The sequence below is a fragment of the Burkholderia ubonensis subsp. mesacidophila genome, from assembly GCF_002097715.1.
In the GTDB taxonomy this organism is placed as follows: Bacteria; Pseudomonadota; Gammaproteobacteria; order Burkholderiales; family Burkholderiaceae; genus Burkholderia; species Burkholderia mesacidophila.
Map to the genome: position 1 here is coordinate 1,896,251 of NZ_CP020738.1, position 17,978 is coordinate 1,914,228.

18 protein-coding genes are annotated in these 17,978 nt (G+C 67.9%); 2 read left to right on the forward strand and 16 right to left on the reverse strand.

All coding sequences use genetic code 11. The annotated features are described in order from the left end of the window. Positions 1-52: 52 nt before the first annotated feature. The 8 genes from B7P44_RS25915 to B7P44_RS25950 form a co-directional block, all read right to left on the reverse strand. The gene (locus B7P44_RS25915; protein ID WP_084908786.1) at positions 53-2,518 is read right to left on the reverse strand and encodes a TonB-dependent receptor; all 2,466 of its coding nucleotides are present in this window, start codon (positions 2,516-2,518) and stop codon (positions 53-55) included. A gap of 111 nt (positions 2,519-2,629) precedes the next feature. Beyond that, positions 2,630-3,466 (reverse strand): FecR family protein, encoded by an 837-nt coding sequence (locus B7P44_RS36005; protein WP_157915381.1) that lies wholly within the window; start codon positions 3,464-3,466, stop codon positions 2,630-2,632. 13 nt (positions 3,467-3,479) lie between these two features. Continuing rightward, a complete protein-coding gene (locus B7P44_RS25925; RefSeq protein ID WP_231716703.1) occupies positions 3,480-4,013 on the reverse strand; it encodes an RNA polymerase sigma factor in 534 nt (177 codons plus the stop codon). 196 nt (positions 4,014-4,209) lie between these two features. Beyond that, complete coding sequence (locus B7P44_RS25930) at positions 4,210-4,554, reverse strand: DUF3088 domain-containing protein (protein WP_084908787.1); 345 nt, start codon at positions 4,552-4,554, stop codon at positions 4,210-4,212. Between the two features lie 96 nt (positions 4,555-4,650). Then, positions 4,651-5,400: a hypothetical protein gene (locus B7P44_RS25935; protein WP_084908788.1), complete on the reverse strand. Its 750-nt coding sequence runs from the start codon at positions 5,398-5,400 to the stop codon at positions 4,651-4,653. Between the two features lie 33 nt (positions 5,401-5,433). Then, positions 5,434-6,840, reverse strand: coding sequence for an alkaline phosphatase (locus B7P44_RS25940; RefSeq protein ID WP_084908789.1), 1,407 nt, complete (start codon positions 6,838-6,840; stop codon positions 5,434-5,436). A gap of 32 nt (positions 6,841-6,872) precedes the next feature. After that, positions 6,873-8,300 carry an alkaline phosphatase gene (locus B7P44_RS25945; protein ID WP_084908790.1) on the reverse strand — a complete coding sequence of 476 codons (1,428 nt, stop codon included), beginning with the start codon at positions 8,298-8,300 and terminating at the stop codon, positions 6,873-6,875. Between the two features lie 163 nt (positions 8,301-8,463). Next, complete coding sequence (locus B7P44_RS25950; protein ID WP_084908791.1) at positions 8,464-9,042, reverse strand: class I SAM-dependent methyltransferase; 579 nt, start codon at positions 9,040-9,042, stop codon at positions 8,464-8,466. A 429-nt stretch (positions 9,043-9,471) separates the two neighbouring features. On the opposite strand from B7P44_RS25950, the gene mdtD reads away from it, so the two are divergent. Then, positions 9,472-10,875, forward strand: a complete 1,404-nt coding sequence (gene mdtD / locus B7P44_RS25955; protein WP_084908792.1) for a multidrug transporter subunit MdtD — start codon at positions 9,472-9,474, stop codon at positions 10,873-10,875. Between the two features lie 11 nt (positions 10,876-10,886). Then, entirely contained in the window at positions 10,887-12,080 is a 1,194-nt protein-coding gene (locus tag B7P44_RS25960) for a tyrosine-type recombinase/integrase (RefSeq protein WP_088511525.1), read from the forward strand. A gap of 9 nt (positions 12,081-12,089) precedes the next feature. Here the strand turns inward: B7P44_RS25960 and B7P44_RS25965 are convergent, their stop codons facing one another. The 8 genes from B7P44_RS25965 to B7P44_RS25995 form a co-directional block, all read right to left on the reverse strand. Then, positions 12,090-12,887: a c-type cytochrome gene (locus B7P44_RS25965; RefSeq protein WP_084908793.1), complete on the reverse strand. Its 798-nt coding sequence runs from the start codon at positions 12,885-12,887 to the stop codon at positions 12,090-12,092. After that, positions 12,884-14,509, reverse strand: coding sequence for a b(o/a)3-type cytochrome-c oxidase subunit 1 (locus tag B7P44_RS25970; RefSeq protein ID WP_084908794.1), 1,626 nt, complete (start codon positions 14,507-14,509; stop codon positions 12,884-12,886). The genes B7P44_RS25965 and B7P44_RS25970 overlap by 4 nt, the downstream gene beginning before the upstream one ends. After that, positions 14,499-15,068 (reverse strand): cupredoxin domain-containing protein, encoded by a 570-nt coding sequence (locus tag B7P44_RS25975; protein WP_084908795.1) that lies wholly within the window; start codon positions 15,066-15,068, stop codon positions 14,499-14,501. The genes B7P44_RS25970 and B7P44_RS25975 overlap by 11 nt, the downstream gene beginning before the upstream one ends. Positions 15,069-15,079: 11 nt before the next feature. Continuing rightward, positions 15,080-15,259, reverse strand: coding sequence for a hypothetical protein (locus B7P44_RS25980; RefSeq protein ID WP_231716844.1), 180 nt, complete (start codon positions 15,257-15,259; stop codon positions 15,080-15,082). Between the two features lie 10 nt (positions 15,260-15,269). Further along, a complete protein-coding gene (locus tag B7P44_RS25985) occupies positions 15,270-16,490 on the reverse strand; it encodes a cytochrome c (RefSeq protein ID WP_084910028.1) in 1,221 nt (406 codons plus the stop codon). Between the two features lie 67 nt (positions 16,491-16,557). Beyond that, positions 16,558-17,274, reverse strand: coding sequence for a c-type cytochrome (locus B7P44_RS25990; protein ID WP_088511527.1), 717 nt, complete (start codon positions 17,272-17,274; stop codon positions 16,558-16,560). 162 nt (positions 17,275-17,436) lie between these two features. Continuing rightward, positions 17,437-17,604: a hypothetical protein gene (locus tag B7P44_RS37400; RefSeq protein WP_157721105.1), complete on the reverse strand. Its 168-nt coding sequence runs from the start codon at positions 17,602-17,604 to the stop codon at positions 17,437-17,439. 104 nt (positions 17,605-17,708) lie between these two features. Next, positions 17,709-17,927 (reverse strand): YXWGXW repeat-containing protein, encoded by a 219-nt coding sequence (locus B7P44_RS25995; protein ID WP_084908798.1) that lies wholly within the window; start codon positions 17,925-17,927, stop codon positions 17,709-17,711. Positions 17,928-17,978 lie beyond the last annotated feature (51 nt).

Consider the following 17,978-nt stretch of genomic DNA (forward strand, 5'->3'; position numbering starts at 1 on the left):
CGTCTCATTACATCTACGATGCGCACGGCGTCCTTTGGAACGCCGCACGCGCTTACCAGCGGTGGGTATAGCTGGCGGTGAGCACGGCGCCCGCGGCAGGCAGGCGGCTCGTGTTGTTGCTGTTGCGCATGAGCTGGCTGTACTGCGGCAGGTAATAGCGGTTCAGCAGGTTCTCGACGCCGATCGTCACCCGGTCCTTCTTGGTGACCTGGTAGCGCGAGATCAGGTCCAGCGTCGTATAGCTGCCGACGTCCATGCGCCCGAAACTGACCTTGTCGTTGAGCCGGTAGTCGCGCGCCGCGTAGAACGTCGCCTGCAAGCGGTTGCTCCAGCGCGAGCTCGGCCGGTATTCGAGATAGGCGGTGAGCTTGAGCGGCGGAATGCGGTAGCCCGTCATGTCCTGGAAGTTCGCACTGTTCTGCGGCCGCTCGCGGCCCTGCAGGTAGGTGATCGTGCCGCCAGCGCCCCACTTGTCGTCGTCCGACGCGTAGTCGACGGTGGCCTCGACGCCGGCGATCCGCTCGGCCGTGCGCGTCAGGATCAGGCCGTTGTTGAAGCTCTGCACGTCGCCGAGCTCGGACGTCGTGTAGAAGAGCGCCAGCGTGCCGTCCGCATGATTGCCGAGGCTGCCGCGCCAGCCGATCTCGTAGTTGTTGATCTTGACGGGTTCGAGGCTCGACGAATGGATGTCGAACCCGGCGGTCGCATTGCGCAACTGCAGGCCCACGTCGGGCAACTGGAATCCCTGGCTGAACGACGCGTAGACTTCCTGCCCGCGCACCGGCGCATATGCGACGCCGGCATTGAACAGCCACGCGCCATATCCCGTCGAGCCGCCCGGCACCGTGTACTTGTTCGCGAGCCGCAGCTGCGAGAGCGGCACGAAGCTGTCGAAGCTCGCGCTCGCGTGCTCGTAGCGCACCCCCGCCTCCGCCGACCACTTGTCGTTGAACTTGTGCTGCAGCTGCGCAAACCCGCCGACGCTGCGCGTCGTGAGCGGCGGCAGGTACGTCAGCGAGCCGATCTTGCGGTAGACGAGGCCGCCGCTCGCATCGTAGGCCGACGGCGAGAAAATGTCGTCCGGCATGTCGCTGCGTTCCTGGTTGAAGTCGGCGCCCCACTGGAGCTTCGTGCGGCCGGCGCCGTCGAGCGGCGTCGTAATCGTCAGGCGGCTGCCGAACACGCGCGAATCCTGCATTACCTGGTCGATATTGTTGCCGCGCGTCGCGACGGCGCGCGCATCGAACGGCGCAAAGCGCGTGAAGTAGTTCCGGTAGTAGAACTGCGCCGCCACCTCGCTGCCGAGTACATCCTTGTGGACGTACTGCAGGTTGAGCATCGTATTGCGGATGCGATTCTGGTCGTCGAGCTGGAGCCCGTCCTTCGCGCGCGCGACGGCCGAGCCGGGCGGCAGCTTCGCCACCGCCGGATCGCTGCCGAAATGCGTGTCCTGTTTCGCGTCGTAGTGGCTCGCCGACAACACGATGCGCTGGTTCGCGTCGATCCGGAAGCCGAGCTTGCCTTCGACGTTATAGATGTTCGAGTCGAACAGGTCGCCCTGGCTGGGCTCCGGCGCGATCCGGTGGCCGCGCGCGTCGTACGCGCTGCCGACATGCTGCGCGCTGGTGCTGAATTCGTATTCGAAGGGCCCGCGGCTGCCCGCGAAGTACTGCTGCACCGTGCCGCCGAGGCCGCCGCTGCCGAGATGCGACAGTGGCGACGTCATCGAGAACGTGGTCTCGGCGCGCGGCTCCCCGCCGGGCTGCCGCGTCGTGATCGACACGATGCCGCCCGACGCGCCGGCGCCATACAGCGCGCTGCTGCCGCGCAGCACCTCGAGCTTCTCGATGTTGTTCGGATCGACGTTCGCGAGGTTGCGCGCGGAGTCGCGGTTGGTGTTCAACGGCACGCCGTCGACCAGCACGAGCATGCTCCGGCCGCGCAACGTCTGGCCGTAGTCGGTCACCGTGCGGCTGGAATCGGCCATGCCGGGCACCGCCTTGCTGAGCACGGTCGCGAGATTGTTCGAGCCGGCCTCGAGGTCGCGCAGCTCGTCGCGGCCGATGACGGTGATCTGGCGCGTCGGCCGCACGAGATCGCTGTGCGTGCGATCGCCCGACACCTGGATGGCCTCCAGCTCCACCGTCTGCGCGGCGCGGCTCTCGCCCGGCGCGGCTTTCGGCGGCGCGGCGGGCGCCGCGCCTTCGACGGTGAACGTGCTCTTGCCGGTCGCCCGGGCCTGCAGGCCGGAACCCGTCAGCAGCTGGTCGAGCGCGGCGGCGGCGGTCATCCTGCCCTTCACGGCCCGACCGGTGCGCTGCTCGGCGACGGCCGTCGAAAACAGCAGCTGCGCGCCCGACTGGCGCGCGAACGCATTCAATGCCCGATCGAGACGCCCGGCGGGAATGTCGAACGACACTTCCTCGCCCTGCGCCAATGCCTGCCCCGACAGACAGCCGCTCGCAACCGCCACGCATACGACCCGCCCCACCCCCAGGTGGCGCCCAGCAACACCCATGCTGCTACTCCTCGCTTGAATCGGATTGAATCGATGACTCTCACGAGGATTGCCGGATTGCCCGGCGGGTTTGTTGACGTCGGAATGAAAATTTTTTTGCCGCGTCGCGGATCAGCGGCGCGCGACGGTCACGGTGCCGTCCGCGGCGCGCGTCACCTTGAGCGGCAGCACGCCCGGCAGCATGTCGAGCAGCGCGTCGACGTTGTCGGTATTGAACTGGCCGGACAGCCGCAGGTTCGCGGCGCGCGGGTCGAGCTCGACCGGCGCGGCCCGATAGCGGCGAATCTCGTCAATGGCGGCACGCAACGGCGTGCCGTCGAACACCAGCCGCCCGTCGCGCCAGCCGAGCGCGTCGGCGGCGTCGAACGGCCGGCGCGCACCGATCCGGCCCGCCGCGACGACGACCGCCTGATTCGGCCGCAGCGTCGTCGCAACGCCCGGCCCCGCAGCCACCTCCACCGCGCCGGACACGACGCCGACCCGCACCGCCTGCGCATCGCGACGAACCGCGAAGGACGTGCCGATATCGCGAATCGTCACGTCGCCCGCATGCGTGACGAGCGGCCGAAGCGCGGAATGCGCGACGTCGATCGATACTTCGCCACGCTCGACGAACAGTTGACGGGACCGCACGCGCCACTCGACGCGCGCCGCGGAGCCGGTATTGAGCGCGAGCCGGCTGCCGTCGGAGAGCGACCACGCGCGGTGCTCGCCGACCGTCGTCGCCAGCGTGTCGACGCGATAGGCCGGATCGACGAACCAGATCGCGGCGGCCGCAACGGCGCACGACACCGTGCCGCCGACGGTGCGCTGGATCGCCCGGCGACGCGACGCACGGCGGACGATCTCGTCGAGCGGGTAACGTGCGCGCAACGCATCCTTGAAGGGGTCGAGCGAGCCGTCGGGAAGGGAGTTCGATGGTTGACTACGGGAAGGCTCTGGCAACATCGGCATTTGCCGTCTAGGTGTGCAGAGTACTCTGCAGGATCGGAGAGAGGGCCGTCATCGCGCGGGCCATATGCTTGGCGACCATATTACGCGAGATCCGCAATTGCGCCGCCACTTCATCCTGCGACAGCTCGTGCAGCTTGTGGAGGATGAACACCTCGCGACAGCGCGCCGGCAACGCATCGATGATCCGCTCGAGTTCCCGCACGGTCTGCTGATAGCTCAGTGCCTGCGCCCCGTCGACATCATCCGAGCGCATGTCGGGAACGACGATGCCGGCCAGCTCCGTATGATTCGCATGCACTTCGTCGCCTCGCCAACGGTCGATCGCGCGATGGATCGACAGGTGACGCAAGAAGGCAAGCGGCGTATGGACGCTTTCGCCGGGCGGCCGCTGAAGCAGTTGCACCCCGACATCCTGCACGACGTCACAGGCGAACGAACGATCGCCGAAGCGATGCCGGACATGGTTGACGAGTTCCTCGTAATGCTTGACGAATGCGGCGATCAACGGGGAATGAGCGGAGTCGCGGTGCAAGCCTGTCACATTGTTACGGGATGAGCGAGCATCACGCCCAGAATGATAATAATTCTCATTATTTCCTCCGCTTACCGAACTGTCAACAACCTTTACGTAGCGGAGGCGTTCGCCTCGGGTGCGTCGTTGATGTCATGGTTTTGCAACGCTGCGGCGCGCCGCTGTCGAACGGATGCGCGCCGCTCAGGATCGGCGGCGTCCCGCCTCAATGCACCTTCGGAAAGCCGTGCCGTTGCGCGAGCAGTTCGAGGATGCGGCGCGGATCGGTGACGTAGCGCACGTCGCCGAGCGCCAGCGCGTCCGGCGGCGCCGGCTGGTCGCGGCCGAGCACCAGCGTCGGCAGGCCCTGATGCGCGTCGTCGAGCGCGGCGATCACGTCGTGGCGCGGCCGCACGAAGCCGACGCGCTTCACGTCGAGCGACGCCGCGCGCGCCGGGTCGCTCGCGAGCAGCCCCTCGATCGACAGCCCGTGCGGACAGACGAAACGCTCACCCGGATGCTTCGGATCGCTGAAGCCCGGCTCCAGCAAAAACAGCACATCTCGACTCATCGTTGCATGCTCCCTGGTTCGGATCGTTCGAGCACGATACGACCGCCGATGGCGATCCCGAACCAAGCAATTCAGCTATCGTTATGCAGCGCTCCGTCAATCCAGATAATCCGCGTATTCCTTATGCGCGTAGGCTTCAAGCGTTTGCCACGGCAGGCCTTCGCCATGGGCGGCCGAAACCTGCGTCAACGTCAGCTTGCGCGCGACACGGCCGTCGGCACCCCGATATTCGACCGTGAGCGGCGCCTGCAGCCGCTCGCTCCAAAGTATCCGGTTCACGCCGCGCGCGCCGGGCGTATCGATCGTCTGTTCGTACCAGCGGGTGCCGGGCGCACTGCCGGGCCTCGTTACACCGAGCCGTTTCAACCGTGATGGCGGCGTGATGTAGTACGCGTTGTCCCACGAACCGTCGAAGCCCGTCGTTTCGTACTCCGCCGGCGGCACCCGCACGACGGTCCTGTCCGCCGCGTCGACATACTCGATCCGCACCGCCTTTCCGTCGTACGTCACGTGCCGCGCCGCAGCCTGGAAGTTGAAGTGCTTGTGCCCGGCATGGGTCGCGGCCGGCTGCACGCCACCGCGCTTTGTATCCGGATGAACGCGACCCGGATCGTGGTCGTGGCCGCGTTCGTCGTGTCCGCCGCCTTCGGATGCAACGGGCCGCACACGCTCGACCCAGACATGCCCGTCGCGCCGAACCATCCTCTCGCGATACGTCACGATGCGGGTCACGCCGTCCGCGGTCACCGTCCGGCTTTCGTGCAGCAGCACGGCGTCGAGAGCTCCTGCCGCGAAGGCGGGCGCTGCCGCGAGCCAGCATGCGATCACGCCGATGCTTCGTTTCATCACGCGTCCCCGGCTTCCATCACGCCGCCTCATTCAGAAGCCGAACGCGGATTTGACGAGACCGAACACCTTCGTGTTGTCGATCGTGCCCTTGAACGCTTTCGCGCCCGCACCGTCGGCGAACAGCATCACGTCGCCGCCGCCGTGCGTCTCGGAGCCGGCGCTGCCCATCCGCACGCCGACTTCCTGCAGATACGCGTTGTCGAGCGCCGTCGCCGAATCCACCGGCGCGCGCACGTTCGGGCGGTTCGCGCCGTTGCCGAAGACGAGCGTCGTGTACGTGTTGCCGTCCGCGTCCTTGCTCGGCTGGCCGTCGCGATAGCTGCGGCTGATGTCGAGGATCGGATTGCCGCGTTTCGAATAGCCGTTGATCGTCATCGTGTGGTCATGGTCGGCCGTCACGACGATCAGCGTGTTCGACAAATCGACCTTCGACAGCGCAACGCGGATCGCGTCGTCGAATGCAGCCGTGTCCTCGAGCGCACGCTTCGCATTGGTGCCGTGCAGCGCGTGGTCGATGCGGCCGCCTTCGACCATCAGGAAATAGCCGTTCGAATTCTTCGACAGCAGGTCGATCGCCTTCGACGTCATCTCGGCCAGGCTCGGTTGCGTCGCGCCTTCGCCCTTGCCCGCGACGCGATCGAGTTCGTATTCCAGATGGCTCGTCGAACTGAAGAGGCCGATCAGCTTGCCGCCACCCGCCTGCGCGAGCTGATCCTTCGTCGCCACGACCGTGTAGCCCTTCGCCTTCATTTCGTCGAGCAGATTGCGCCCGTCCGCCCGGCCGCGCTTGTTGGCGGCGAGATCGAACGGCGTCCAGTGATTGCGGCCGCCGCCCATCAGCACGTCGACGCCGTCGCCGAGCGCCGCGTTGTAGCCGGCGCCGCCCGGCGCCGCCTGCGCGGCGATGTCGTACTGCGCGTCGCGATGGCAAATGTGCGAATAGGTGGCGGCGGGCGTCGCGTGCGTGAGCTCGGTCGTCGTGATCGCGCCGACCGCCTTGCCGCGCGCCTTGGCCAGCTCCAGCAGCGTGGCGGCCGGCTTGCCGTTGCCCGGCGCGCAGTTGTTGACCGTCTTGTTGCCGTTCGCATCGTTGCCCGGCGCGACGGCGCGCGTGTCGGACGACATCGACAGCACTTCGTTGTTCATCTTGACGCCCGTCATGTACGCGGCCATCGACGGTGCGCTGTCGGTCGTCTGGGCATCGTTCGAGAAGGTCTTGACGCGCGCCGTGCGGGCGAGCTTTTCCATCGTCAGCTGCCCCGACTCGCCGACCTTGTAGATTCGGCTCGCCGTCACGGTCGTCGGCCCCATGCCGTCGCCGAGGAAGAAAATCACGTTCTGCGCCTGGCCGGCGGCATGCGCCGCCTGCCCCAGCGAGCCGCCCGCGAAACCCGCAACGGCAAGCGTCGCCATTGCGATGCGCTTGATTGTCGACATCCTGTTTTCCCCTGTACCTGTAGAGACCGCGCTTACAGCTGCACCGCGCTGCGCACCAGCTCGAAGACCTTGTTGTTCTCGATCACGCCATGGAAGTTGTCGGCGCCCCGGCCGATCGCACCGAGGAACACGTCGGTCCCGCCATGGGTTTCGCTGCCCTTGTCCATCCGCACGACCGCTTCCTGACGGTAGTCGTCCGCGCCGGTCACCGCGTCGGTGAGGTTCGTGCCCGCGCGGCTGCCCTGCACGCGGTTCTCGCCATTGCCGAACCCGATGATCGTGTAAGGCGCGCCGTCGGCGTCCTTCGCGATCGAGCCCGTCTGGTAGCTGCGCAACACGCCGAGCACGCCCGGCTTGCCGGTTTCGGTCTTGCCGGTGCGCGCCGCATAGCCGTTCAGCACCAGCGTGTGGTCGTGGTCGGCCGTCACGACGATCAGCGTATTGCGCAGATCCGGGTCGGTCTTGCGCACCTTGTCGAGCGCCGCCTTGATCGCGTTGTCGAACGCGACCGTGTCCTGCAGCGCGCGCTTCGCGTTGGTGTCGTGCAGCGCGTGGTCGATGCGGCCGCCTTCGACCATCAGGAAATAGCCGTTCGCGTTCTTCTGCAGCACGTCGAGCGCGCGCGTCGTCATGTCGGCGAGGCTCGGCTCCTTCGTCGCGTTACGATCGAGGTCGTAGCTCATGTGACTCGACGCGAACAGGCCGACGAGCTTGCCGCCCTTCGTCGCGTCGGCGGCCAGCAGGTCCTCGCGATTCTGCGCGACCGCGTAGCCCTTTGCCTTCAGTTCGTTGAGCAGGTTGCGGCCGTCGCTGCGCTTGCCGCCGCCGTCCTTCGGCGCGAAGAATTGCGAACCGCCGCCGAGCACGACGTCGACCCCGTCGCCGAGCGCGGCGTTGTAGCCTGCGCCTCCCGGCACGAGCTGCGCGGCGATGTCGTTTTCCGCGTCACGATGGCAGACGTGCGCGTAGGTCGCCGCAGGCGTCGCGTGGGTGACGCGCGTCGTCGTCACGACGCCCGTCGCCAGCCCCTTGGCCTTCGCGATCTCGAGCAGCGTCGGCGCCGGCTTGCCGTTGTTCGCGCCGCAGTTGCCGGTGAGATTCGCGGTCGGTTCGAGCGCCTTCGTATCGGGCGTCATCGAGATCACTTCGTTGTTGGTCTTCACGCCCGTCATGTACGCGGACATCGACGGCGCGCTGTCGGTCACCTGCGCATCGTTCGAGTAGGTCTTCACGAACGCGGTTTCGGGCAACGTATCGAGCGTCAGTTCGCCGTCCTCGCCGACCGCGTAGATCCGGGCGGCCGTCAGCGTCGTGAGGCCCATGCCGTCGCCGAGGAAAAAGATCACGTTGCGCGCGGCCGTCGGCCCGGGCACGGCGCTCGCCGGCCCGTCGTCGCTGCCGCAACCCGCCAGCACGAAGGCGCTTGCACACAGCAGCGCCGCCAGTCTCGTTCGCTTCATGTCTTCGGCTTCCCCTACGTGAATGCTTTCTGAATGAAAGCATTGTAGGGAGCCAGTGTGACGCGAACGTGAATGGAATCTGGAAGGAAAAGAAGGATTGTTGAAAGATGCTTGCCCCAAGCCGGGGCAAAGCGCCTGCGCCGGGTTGTGCTCCCGTGCGGGTCTAGCGGTCCTGCTTGCGCATCACGTCGATACGCGCAGGTGGGATGTTTCTCCAGACGATAGGACTCCGGGTGACGACGAAACCCGGGTATCGAGACGGGCGGTAAGCCGGCGAGCGCAAGTCGTAAGTGAACTGAATCATGACGCCGTCGCCGGACAGCGCGCGATGGCATTGCCCGACGATGGTCGACACCACCTGCCGCGGCAGCGATCGCAGCGGCAGGCACGACACGATCGCGTCGACCCGGGCATCGGGCGGCAGCAGCCGGTCGAGTTCCGCCGCGTCGCCGTGCGCGATCGTCACGCCCGGAAACCGCGCGTGCAGGTGTCGCGCGAACACGTGCGAGCGCTCGACCACCACGAGTCGCTCGGTGGCAACGCCGCGCTCCAGCAACGCGCGCGTCACCGCGCCGGTTCCTCCGCCGAGCTCGATCACGAGCCCGTCGCCGGCCGGCACCGCGGAGGCGATCTCGCAAGCGAGACGCGGCGAACTGGGGCACAGCGCCCCCACCGCAGCGGGACGATCGACCCACTCGCGCACGAATAGCGCGGAGACGCGCCAGGCGTTCGGCCAGATCATCGGATGCCCTCGTTCTGCTCGACGTTCACCTTCGATGCGGGGCCCGTGTATCGGGCACATGCCGCGAGCGCAATGAATGTCTCTTTCATGCGAATCCTCTGTGATGAACAGGTCGCGCCTCAGGAGGAGCGGCGATCAAGCGCATTCTAGGCAACGAAAACTTAAGCCCAGGTGAAGACGTCGGGCGGCAATGGATTGGCAACAAGCTCCGTCTCGAATGATAGCTTGCGACCGTGCGTCGACTTGCCCGGGTATGTCCGGAGAAATGGCCGCTTGCCGCCCGGCGGATCGCGCGCGCCAACCTTCATACGTCTTCACGACCACCCTGCAACCCGCTAACATCGCTCGTGGCACGCTCTTCCGGCTGCGCCGCCGAAAGCCGACAAAACGCTTTCAGATCGCGCAGCCGCGCGTCAATGAATCCCCGTCATGACCCGCAACACATCACATCCCGCCCTGCTCTGGATCGTCGCGTCCGCATTCTTCATGCAGACGCTCGACACGACGATCGTCAACACCGCCCTGCCGTCCATCGCGCAAAGCCTGCGCGCGTCGCCGCTCGCGATGCAGCCGGTGGTGGTCGTCTATACGCTGACGATGGCGATGCTCACGCCCGCGTCCGGCTGGCTCGCCGACCGCTTCGGCACGCGCCGCGTGCTGTCGGCCGCGATCGTGCTGTTCGTGCTCGGCTCGGTGTGCTGCGCGGCCGCCCGCAGCCTCGACCAGCTCGTCGTCGCGCGGGCGCTGCAGGGCGTCGGCGGCTCGATGCTGCTGCCGATCGGCAGGCTGTCGGTCCTGCGCGGCGTGCCCGGCGAACAGTACGTGTCGGCGCTCGCGTTCGTGTCGATCGGCGGGCAGCTCGGCCCGATCTTCGGGCCGACGCTGGGCGGCTGGCTGTCGGAAGCCGTGTCGTGGCACTGGATCTTCCTGATCAACGTGCCCGTCGGCGCGGTCGGCTTCGTCGCCGTGCAACGCTTCCTGCGGCACGATCACGCGACGCAGCCGCCGCCGTTCGATTTCATCGGCTGCGCGCTGCTGTCGGCCGCGATGATCCTGCTGTCGCTCGCGGTCGATCCGCCGGCGCAAGCGCACCGCGCCGCGTGGTCGACGGGCTGTGCCGCGCTCGGCATCGCCGCCGCGCTCGCCTACCTTCCGTATGCGCGCCGGCGCGCGCGGCCCTTGTTCAGGCTCGCGCTGTTCCGCGAGCCGAACTTCGGCGCGGGGCTGCTCGGCAACCTGCTGTGCCGGATCGGCTCGAGCGCGGTGCCGTTCATGCTGCCGCTGCTGATGCAGGTGCAGCTTGGCTACACGCCGATGCGCTCGGGCCTGATGATGCTGCCGGCCGCGATCGCGGGCGTGCTCGCGAAGAACCGGATCACGCCGCTCGTGAAGCGCTACGGCTACCCGGCGTTCCTCGTCGTCAACACGGTGATCATCGGCGTGACCATCGCCGCTTTCGCGCTCGTGTCCGGCCAGTCGTCGCCGCTGCTGGAAGGCGCGCTGCTCGTCGTGTTCGGCGCGGCCAATTCGATGCAGTTCGCGGCGATGAACAGCGTGACGCTCAAGGATCTGTCGCATGCGGACGCCGCCAGCGGCAACAGCCTGTTCACGATGATGCAGATGCTCGCGATGGGGCTCGGCGTGTCGATCGGCGGCGGGCTCGTGAACCTGTTCGCCGCGCACTCGGGCTCGGCTGCGAGCGGGTTCATGCTGGCCTTCGTGTGCGTCGGCGCGATCACGCTGCTGTCCGCGTTCGTGTTCCGGCGGATCGGCCTGCCCGCGCCGCAGCGCGGACCCGCGAGCCCGCTGCCCGGCGGCACGACGGGGAAATAGACCGGACGCCCATGACCACGCCCGTCCCCACCGATTCCGCGCTGCGCCCGCTGCCGATCGACGCGCTGACCGTGCCGGCCGCGCTCGACGGACGCGACGGCGCCAACCGCTCGCGCGCGGGTCACGCGCAGATCGCCGCGACCAATGACCTCGACGCGGTGCGCGCCTGGCTCGCGCGCTTCGTCGATACGCCGACCACGTTCCAGAACTACCGGAAGGAAGCCGAGCGCCTGCTGCTGTGGGCCGTGATCGCGTGCGGCAAGCCGCTGTCGTCGCTCACGCACGAGGATCTGCTCGTCTACCGGCAGTTCCTGCTCGCGCCCGCGCCGGCCGACGTCTGGTGCGCGAGCGGCGGACGCAAGCATCCGCGCGGCGACCCGCGCTGGCGGCCGTTCTACGGGCCGCTGTCGCCGGCCAGCCAGCGGCAGGCGATGGTGATCCTGAACGTGATGTTCGCGTGGCTCGTGCAGGCCGGCTACCTCGCCGGCAATCCGTTGTCGCTGTCGCGGCAGCGCATGCGCAAGCCCGCGCCGCGCATCACGCGCCATCTCGGCCCGGCGCTGTGGCAGTCGGTCAAGGACGCGATCGACGCAATGCCGCGCGACGACGCGCGCGCGCGCTTTCACTACGACCGCGCGCGCTGGCTCTTTACGCTCCTGTATCTCGGCGGGCTGCGGATCACCGAAGCCGCCGACAACACGATGGGCGGGTTCTTCTGCCGGCGCGACGCCGAAGGACGCGAGCGCTGGTGGCTCGACGTGACCGGCAAGGGCGGCAAGCAGCGGCTCGTGCCGGCCACCGACGAGATGATGGCCGAGCTCGCGCGCTACCGGCGCGCGCATCAGCTGCCCGCGTTGCCGGGCCCCGACGAGGACACGCCGCTCGTGCTGCCGGTCGGCCACGCGCGCAAGCCGCTCACGCGCGCGGCGCTGCATACGATCGTGAAGAGCGTGTTCCGGCACGCGGCCGACCGGCTGCGTGCGCAAGGCGACGCGGGCGAACAGCAGGCGCGCGTGCTCGAACAGGCGTCCGCGCACTGGCTGCGGCACAGCGCGGGCTCGCACATGGCCGACGGCCAGATCGACCTGCGCATCGTGCGCGACAATCTCGGCCACGTATCGCTGACCACGACGAGCCAGTACCTGCACACGGACGACGACGTGCGGCACCGGGAGACCGAGGAGAAGCACCGGATCGGGTGGTGAGCCGCACGCCTAGCGCGTCACGCCCGCATACCAGTTCGCCGCCGCCGCGATTTCGTCCGGCGTCATGTTGCGCGCAATGTTGCGCATCTGTTCGGACGTGTCGTTGCGGCGCGCGCCGCTCGCGAAGTCCAGCAACTGCGCTTTCGTATAGGCAGCCGGCAAGCCGTCGAGCCACGGGCTGCCCGTCTGGTGATCGATGCCGCCGTGGCACGCGGCGCAGGCCGGAATGTTGCGCAGCGGCGCACCGCGCACGACGATGTCCGGCGCGACCGCATCGCCGGCGCGCGTCGACGCCGGGCGCGGCAGCGATGCGTAGTACGCGGCGAGGTCCCGCACGTCCTGGTCCGTGAGCCCGCGCACCATCGGCGACATCACCGCGTTCTGCCGCGCGCCGCTCACGAAATCCAGCATCTGCTTGTACACGACGATCGCGTATTGCCCGGCCAGATTCGGCGTGTTCGCCTGGCTCATCCCTTTCTCGCCGTGGCACATCGTGCAACGCAACGACAGCGTCGCGCCGCGGCCGATCGACAGCGGTGTCGCGTCCGCCAGCAATTGCGGCGTCACTTCGACGCGGCTGACCGGATAGGCCGGCGTCACCGTGCTGTCGCTGCCCGCGAGCCATTTGCGCGGCACGCCGGCGGCGCTGCAGATCGCGTTCCAGACGCCCCGGAACTGCGCATCGGGCTGCGCCGACGGCAGCCACACGAACCCGATCACCGCGGACACGAGCGCGACGCCGATCACTGCGCCGACGCTGACGCGGAACCACGGGTTGCGCAACGAGAACAGGCGTTCGTCGCTCATCGCCGCGCTCCGACCGCGATGGCGGGAACCGACGTATCGTCGCGCGCCATCAGCTGCACGATCGGATAGCCGTAGTTGACGATCGTGAGGCCGATCATCAGCGTGAGCCACAGCGCGAAGCCGTTCAGCGCGACGGGCATGCTCGACGTCTCGTGCACCGGCGTGCTGAAGCGGTATGCGTCGGGTTCGCTGCGCGGCGCGCGATGCCCCTGGATCAGCACGATGAAGAACAGGATCGCCGACGCGACAAGGATCAGCCCGCCGATCGCCGACATGGCGACCCACACCGCCTGCGCCGCGATCGCCGGATCGGCGTAGTCGTAATAGGCCATCCGGCGCGGCATGCCGAGGATGCCGACCCAATGCCACGGGAACGTCGTGACGATCATGCCGATGAACCACAGCCACAGCTGCCAGCGCATCAGCCGCCAGTTGGTCAGCGCGCGCCCGGTCAGGTGCGGCCACAGGTCGTAGGCGATCGCGAAGTACATCGTGACGATCGCCCCCGCGAAGATCAGGTGGAAATGCCCGGTGATCCACTGCGTGTTGTGGATCGTCGCGTCGAGCTGGTAGCTCATGTTGATGAGGCCGCCCGCGCCGCCGAAGCCGAGCATCACGAACGAGAACGCCAGCGCGAGCATTTGCGGGTTGTCCCACGGCAGCGCCTTGAGCCAGCCGAACGCGCCCTTGCCGCCGCGCAGCCGCGCGGCGATCTCGACCGACGCGCTGATCGTGAACACCGTGAGCAGCGTCGGCACCGCCACCAGCGACGTGAACACCGACTGCAGGAACTTGAAGCCCGCGCCGACCTGCGGATCGACGAACAAATGATGCAGGCCGATCGGCATCGACACGACGAGGAACAGGATGAACGAGATGCGCGCCATCGCGTCGCTGTACAGCCGCCCGCCGATCGCGCGCGGAATGATCGTGTAGTACGCGATATACGCGGGCATCAGCCAGAAATAGACGATCGCGTGCAGCGTCCACGAGAAGAAGATGCGCGCGAGCCCCGCGTCGATGGTCGTCCTGAGGCCCAGCGCCACCGGCAGGATCTGGAAGATCACCTCGAGCGCCGCACCCACCGCCGTCCAGCCCCACAGGTACGCGCCCGCGACGCTCGCGAACATCGCGAGCGGCACCGTCTCGCCGCGATGGTCGCGCTTCCACGCGGCGAGATTGATCGACATCAGCGCGACCCACACCCACGAGCCGACCACGACCAGCACGACGCCGATGTAATAGAACACGTTGCCGATCATCGGCGGATAGAACGTATACAGGACCGACGCGCGCCCCATCGCGACCGGCACGCTCGCCGACACCGCGCCGAGCGCGACCAGCGCGAGCCCGCCCCACGCCCAGCGCACGCCGACGAGCGGCCGCTTGAGCGCCAGCTCGGTCACCGCGTAGCCGAACCCCATCGCGATCAGCGTCGGGAACACGTAGCCCATCACCGTGCCGTGCTCGGTCACCGACCGGTAGTAGAGCTCGGGATCGCGCAGCCACGCATGCAGAGGACTGCGCACGATCATCTGCCACGCACCGAGCGGCAGCGCGACGCCGAACGTGACGAACGCGAGCCAGAAATGCGCGAGCACGAGGCGTTTGCTATTTAACACAGCTCAGTCTCCGCGATTGGGCGGCCAGCTGCTGGAACGCGGCCTTGTCGATGACCTTCACGTGCGCCCACATGCCCTGGTGGCCGGTGCCGCAATACTCGTGGCACGGCATCAGGTGATCGGCGGGTTCGGGAAAGCGCGTGCGGAACGTCGCGATGTAGCCGGGCTCCACCATCGAGTTGATGTTGGTGTCCGTCACGAGGAACCCGTGCACGACGTCCGCGCTCGTCGCGCGGAACGTGATCGGCGTGTCGGCCGGCACCAGCACGCACTGCGGCGTGAACGAATACTGCTGCGCGACGATGCGCACCGTCACCGAGCCGTTCGGCTCCAGCGCGCTGCCGAGATTGCTTTCGACGAATTCGCCGGCTACGTGCAGCGACTCCGGCCGGATCGTCTCGACGCGCGACGGCGGCATCATCGCCCAATGCAGGCCGGTGAAGATGACCACGCACACGAACACCACGACGATGCCCAGCATCACGGCCGCCCAGCGCCGCTCGACGCGCGCGGCGACGTTGGCGGAGTCCGGCGGGTTCTGAACGGATGAGTTCGCCATGTCGGGCCTGGCTACTGGATGACGCCGCGCGGCAGGAACACCAGGAAATAGAACGCGAACCAGAGCGCGACGACGATCGCCGTCGCGGTGCCGGCCAGCGCGAGCGCGCCGCGCGGGCCGCGCCGCACGATCTCGTCGACGCGTTCGCTTTCCTGATCGGGGGCGCCGTCATGCGACGCGGGGGAAGGCATCATCGTGTCCTCAGAAGATCGGCGCGGAGCGCAGCGCGTTGACTTCCTTCGCGCTCACCGGCTTGCCGTGGTTGCCCCATGCGGTGCGGATGTAGGTGACGACCGCCGCGACCTCCTCGTCCGACAGCAACTGCGCGAACGGCGGCATGCCGTACGGCATCGGGTTCTTGCGCGTGCCGGGCGCATAGCCGCCGTTCAGCACCATGCGGATCGGATTGACCGCGGACGTCATCTGGATCGACTGGTTGTTCGCGAGCGGCGGGAAATGCGGCGGCATGCCCTGCCCTTCCTTCGCGTGGCACAGCGCGCATTGCGCTTCGTAGATCTTCCTGCCGAGCGGCGCGAGACGGTTCGTCTCCTCGGTCACGAGCGGCTGCGGCCGCCCGGTGTCGGCCTCGCCCGAGCGGCCCGGCAGCGATTTCAGGTAGACCGCGACCGCGCGCACGTCGTCCTCGTTCAGGTACTGGAAGCTGTCGTAGACGACTTCCGCCATCGGGCCGTACACCGCGCCCCGATTCGACACGCCCGCATTCAGCAGGTCGACGATCTCGCCGATGCTCCATTCGCCGAGCCCGGCCTCGCGGTTCGACGTCAGCGACGGCGCATACCAGTCCTGCAGCGGGATCAGGCCGCCCTGATACTCCTTCGAGCGCGTGTTGCCGCCGAGCGCGTTGATCTCGGTGTGGCACATCGTGCAATGGCCGAGCCCTTCGACCAGGTAGGCGCCGCGATTCCATTCGGCGGACTGCGCGGGATCGGGCTTGAAGTCGCCCTCGCGGAAGAACAGCGTGCGCCAGCCGAGCAGCAATCGACGCTGGTTGAACGGAAAGGCCAGCTCGTGCGGCCGGTTCGGCTGGCGGATCGGCGGCGTCGACAGCAGGTACGCGAAGATCGCGTCGGAATCGGCGCGCGTCACCTTCGTGTACGACCCGAACGGCATGGCCGGATACAGATACGAGCCGTCGCGCGACTTGCCTTCGTGCATCACGCGATAGAAGTCGTCCGCGCTCCAGCCGCCGATGCCCGTCTCCTTGTCCGACGAGATGTTCGACGAATACAGCGTGCCGAACGGCGTTTCCATCGGCCGGCCGCCGCCGAACAGCTTGCCGGACGGCACCGTGTGGCACGCGACGCAGTCGCCGGCGCGGGCCAGGTACTCGCCGCGCGCGAGCAGTTGCGCGTGGTCGGTCGGCAACGTCGAATCCGCGGCTTGCGGGCCCCCAGCCGTCATCGTGACGCCGGCCAGCAGGATCGCGAACGTGGCGAGGAATCGCGGGCGGATCAAGGCGCGTCTCCGGCTAGTTGGCCACGCTGCCGCAGGCGAGCGGCAACTTCGAGCGGTTTTCGGCGGCCGGCCTCGCGTCCGCAGGCGCCGGTTGCGCGGCGAGCCACGCGGCGACGGCCGTGATGTCGCGGTCGGAGAGCCGTGTGGCGATGTCGCGCATGCAATCGGGCGCGGCCGCGCGCCGTGTGCCGTAGCGCCACGCGCCGAGCTGCGCGCTGATGTACGCCGCGTGCAGCCCGACCAGCCCGGGGATCGCGGGCGCCATGCCGGTCAGCTCGCGGCCGTGGCAACTCGCGCAGGCAGGCACGCCGCGCGCATGGTCGCCGGTGGTGACGAGCGCCTTGCCGAGCGCGAGCGCCTGCGCATCGACGCTGGGCGCCGCGGGCGGCGGGAACGGCGGATGCTGATCGGAGAAATAGTCGGCGATCTGGCGCAGGTACGCGTCGGGCAGGTACGCGAGCAGGTAGTTCATCGGCGGATACTTGCGCCCGCCGTCGCGAAACGCGCGTAGTTGCCGGTACAGGTAGCCGGCGGGCTTGCCGGCGAGCCGCGGGAAATAGTCGTTGTCGGTGCCCTCGCCGTGCGCGCCGTGGCAGGCGGCGCAGCCCATCACGCGCGCCTCCATCGTGTCCGGCGCCGGCGCGGTGGCCGGCCCGGCCGCCCACGCCGGCACGCTCCATCGCAGGCAAGGCACGATCGATACGGCGATGAGCAAGGCCATGCGAACCATCACCGGCGTCCTCGTTCGGCTTGTCGTGGAAGCAACAACGTCACGCTGGACGATCATGCGCGCGGCACGCGGCATGATCGTGACACCCGTCGTCGCCGTCGTTCAGCGGGGACAGAAGCGGGTGCGCAGTGTGTATAACACTAGAGCCTAATCGGGGCCTTTTCAAGGAAGCGGTCCGGGCGTCCAGTGTTGACCGGGGGTGGCGGACGGTGCGTCGAGCTGGCTGCACAGCGCGGTGATGCGTTTCCCGTCGCTGTCGATCAGGCACTGTGCCGACGTGCAGCGATTGCGCTCGTTCAGCCACGCCTTCCGAGCCGCGATCATCGCCATTGGAACGCCTGTTTGTGTCCGGGTGTTCGTCGGCGGTTCGGCCGCGCAGGAAACCTGCTGCACCGCCCACGAGACGCGCGGCATGCAGCGGCCGACGACGCCGCTCAATACACGGCGGCCCAATGCCCCGGCACCCATGCCCAGTGGTTGCCGGCCCACCGGTAATGGCCTTTCGCCCAGTGGTAGCCGGGCGCGGGCGGCGGCGGCATGACCTCGACGACGGGCGCGGGCTGCGGCGGCCGCGCCGGCTCGACGACGCACGCGGACAACAGTGTCGCGCATGTGATTGCGAGCACGACAAGCGGAACGGAGCGGGTCTTCATGGTGGATTCTCCGTTGTGTTGTTGAATCATCGACAGATCGGCTTCGAAGGC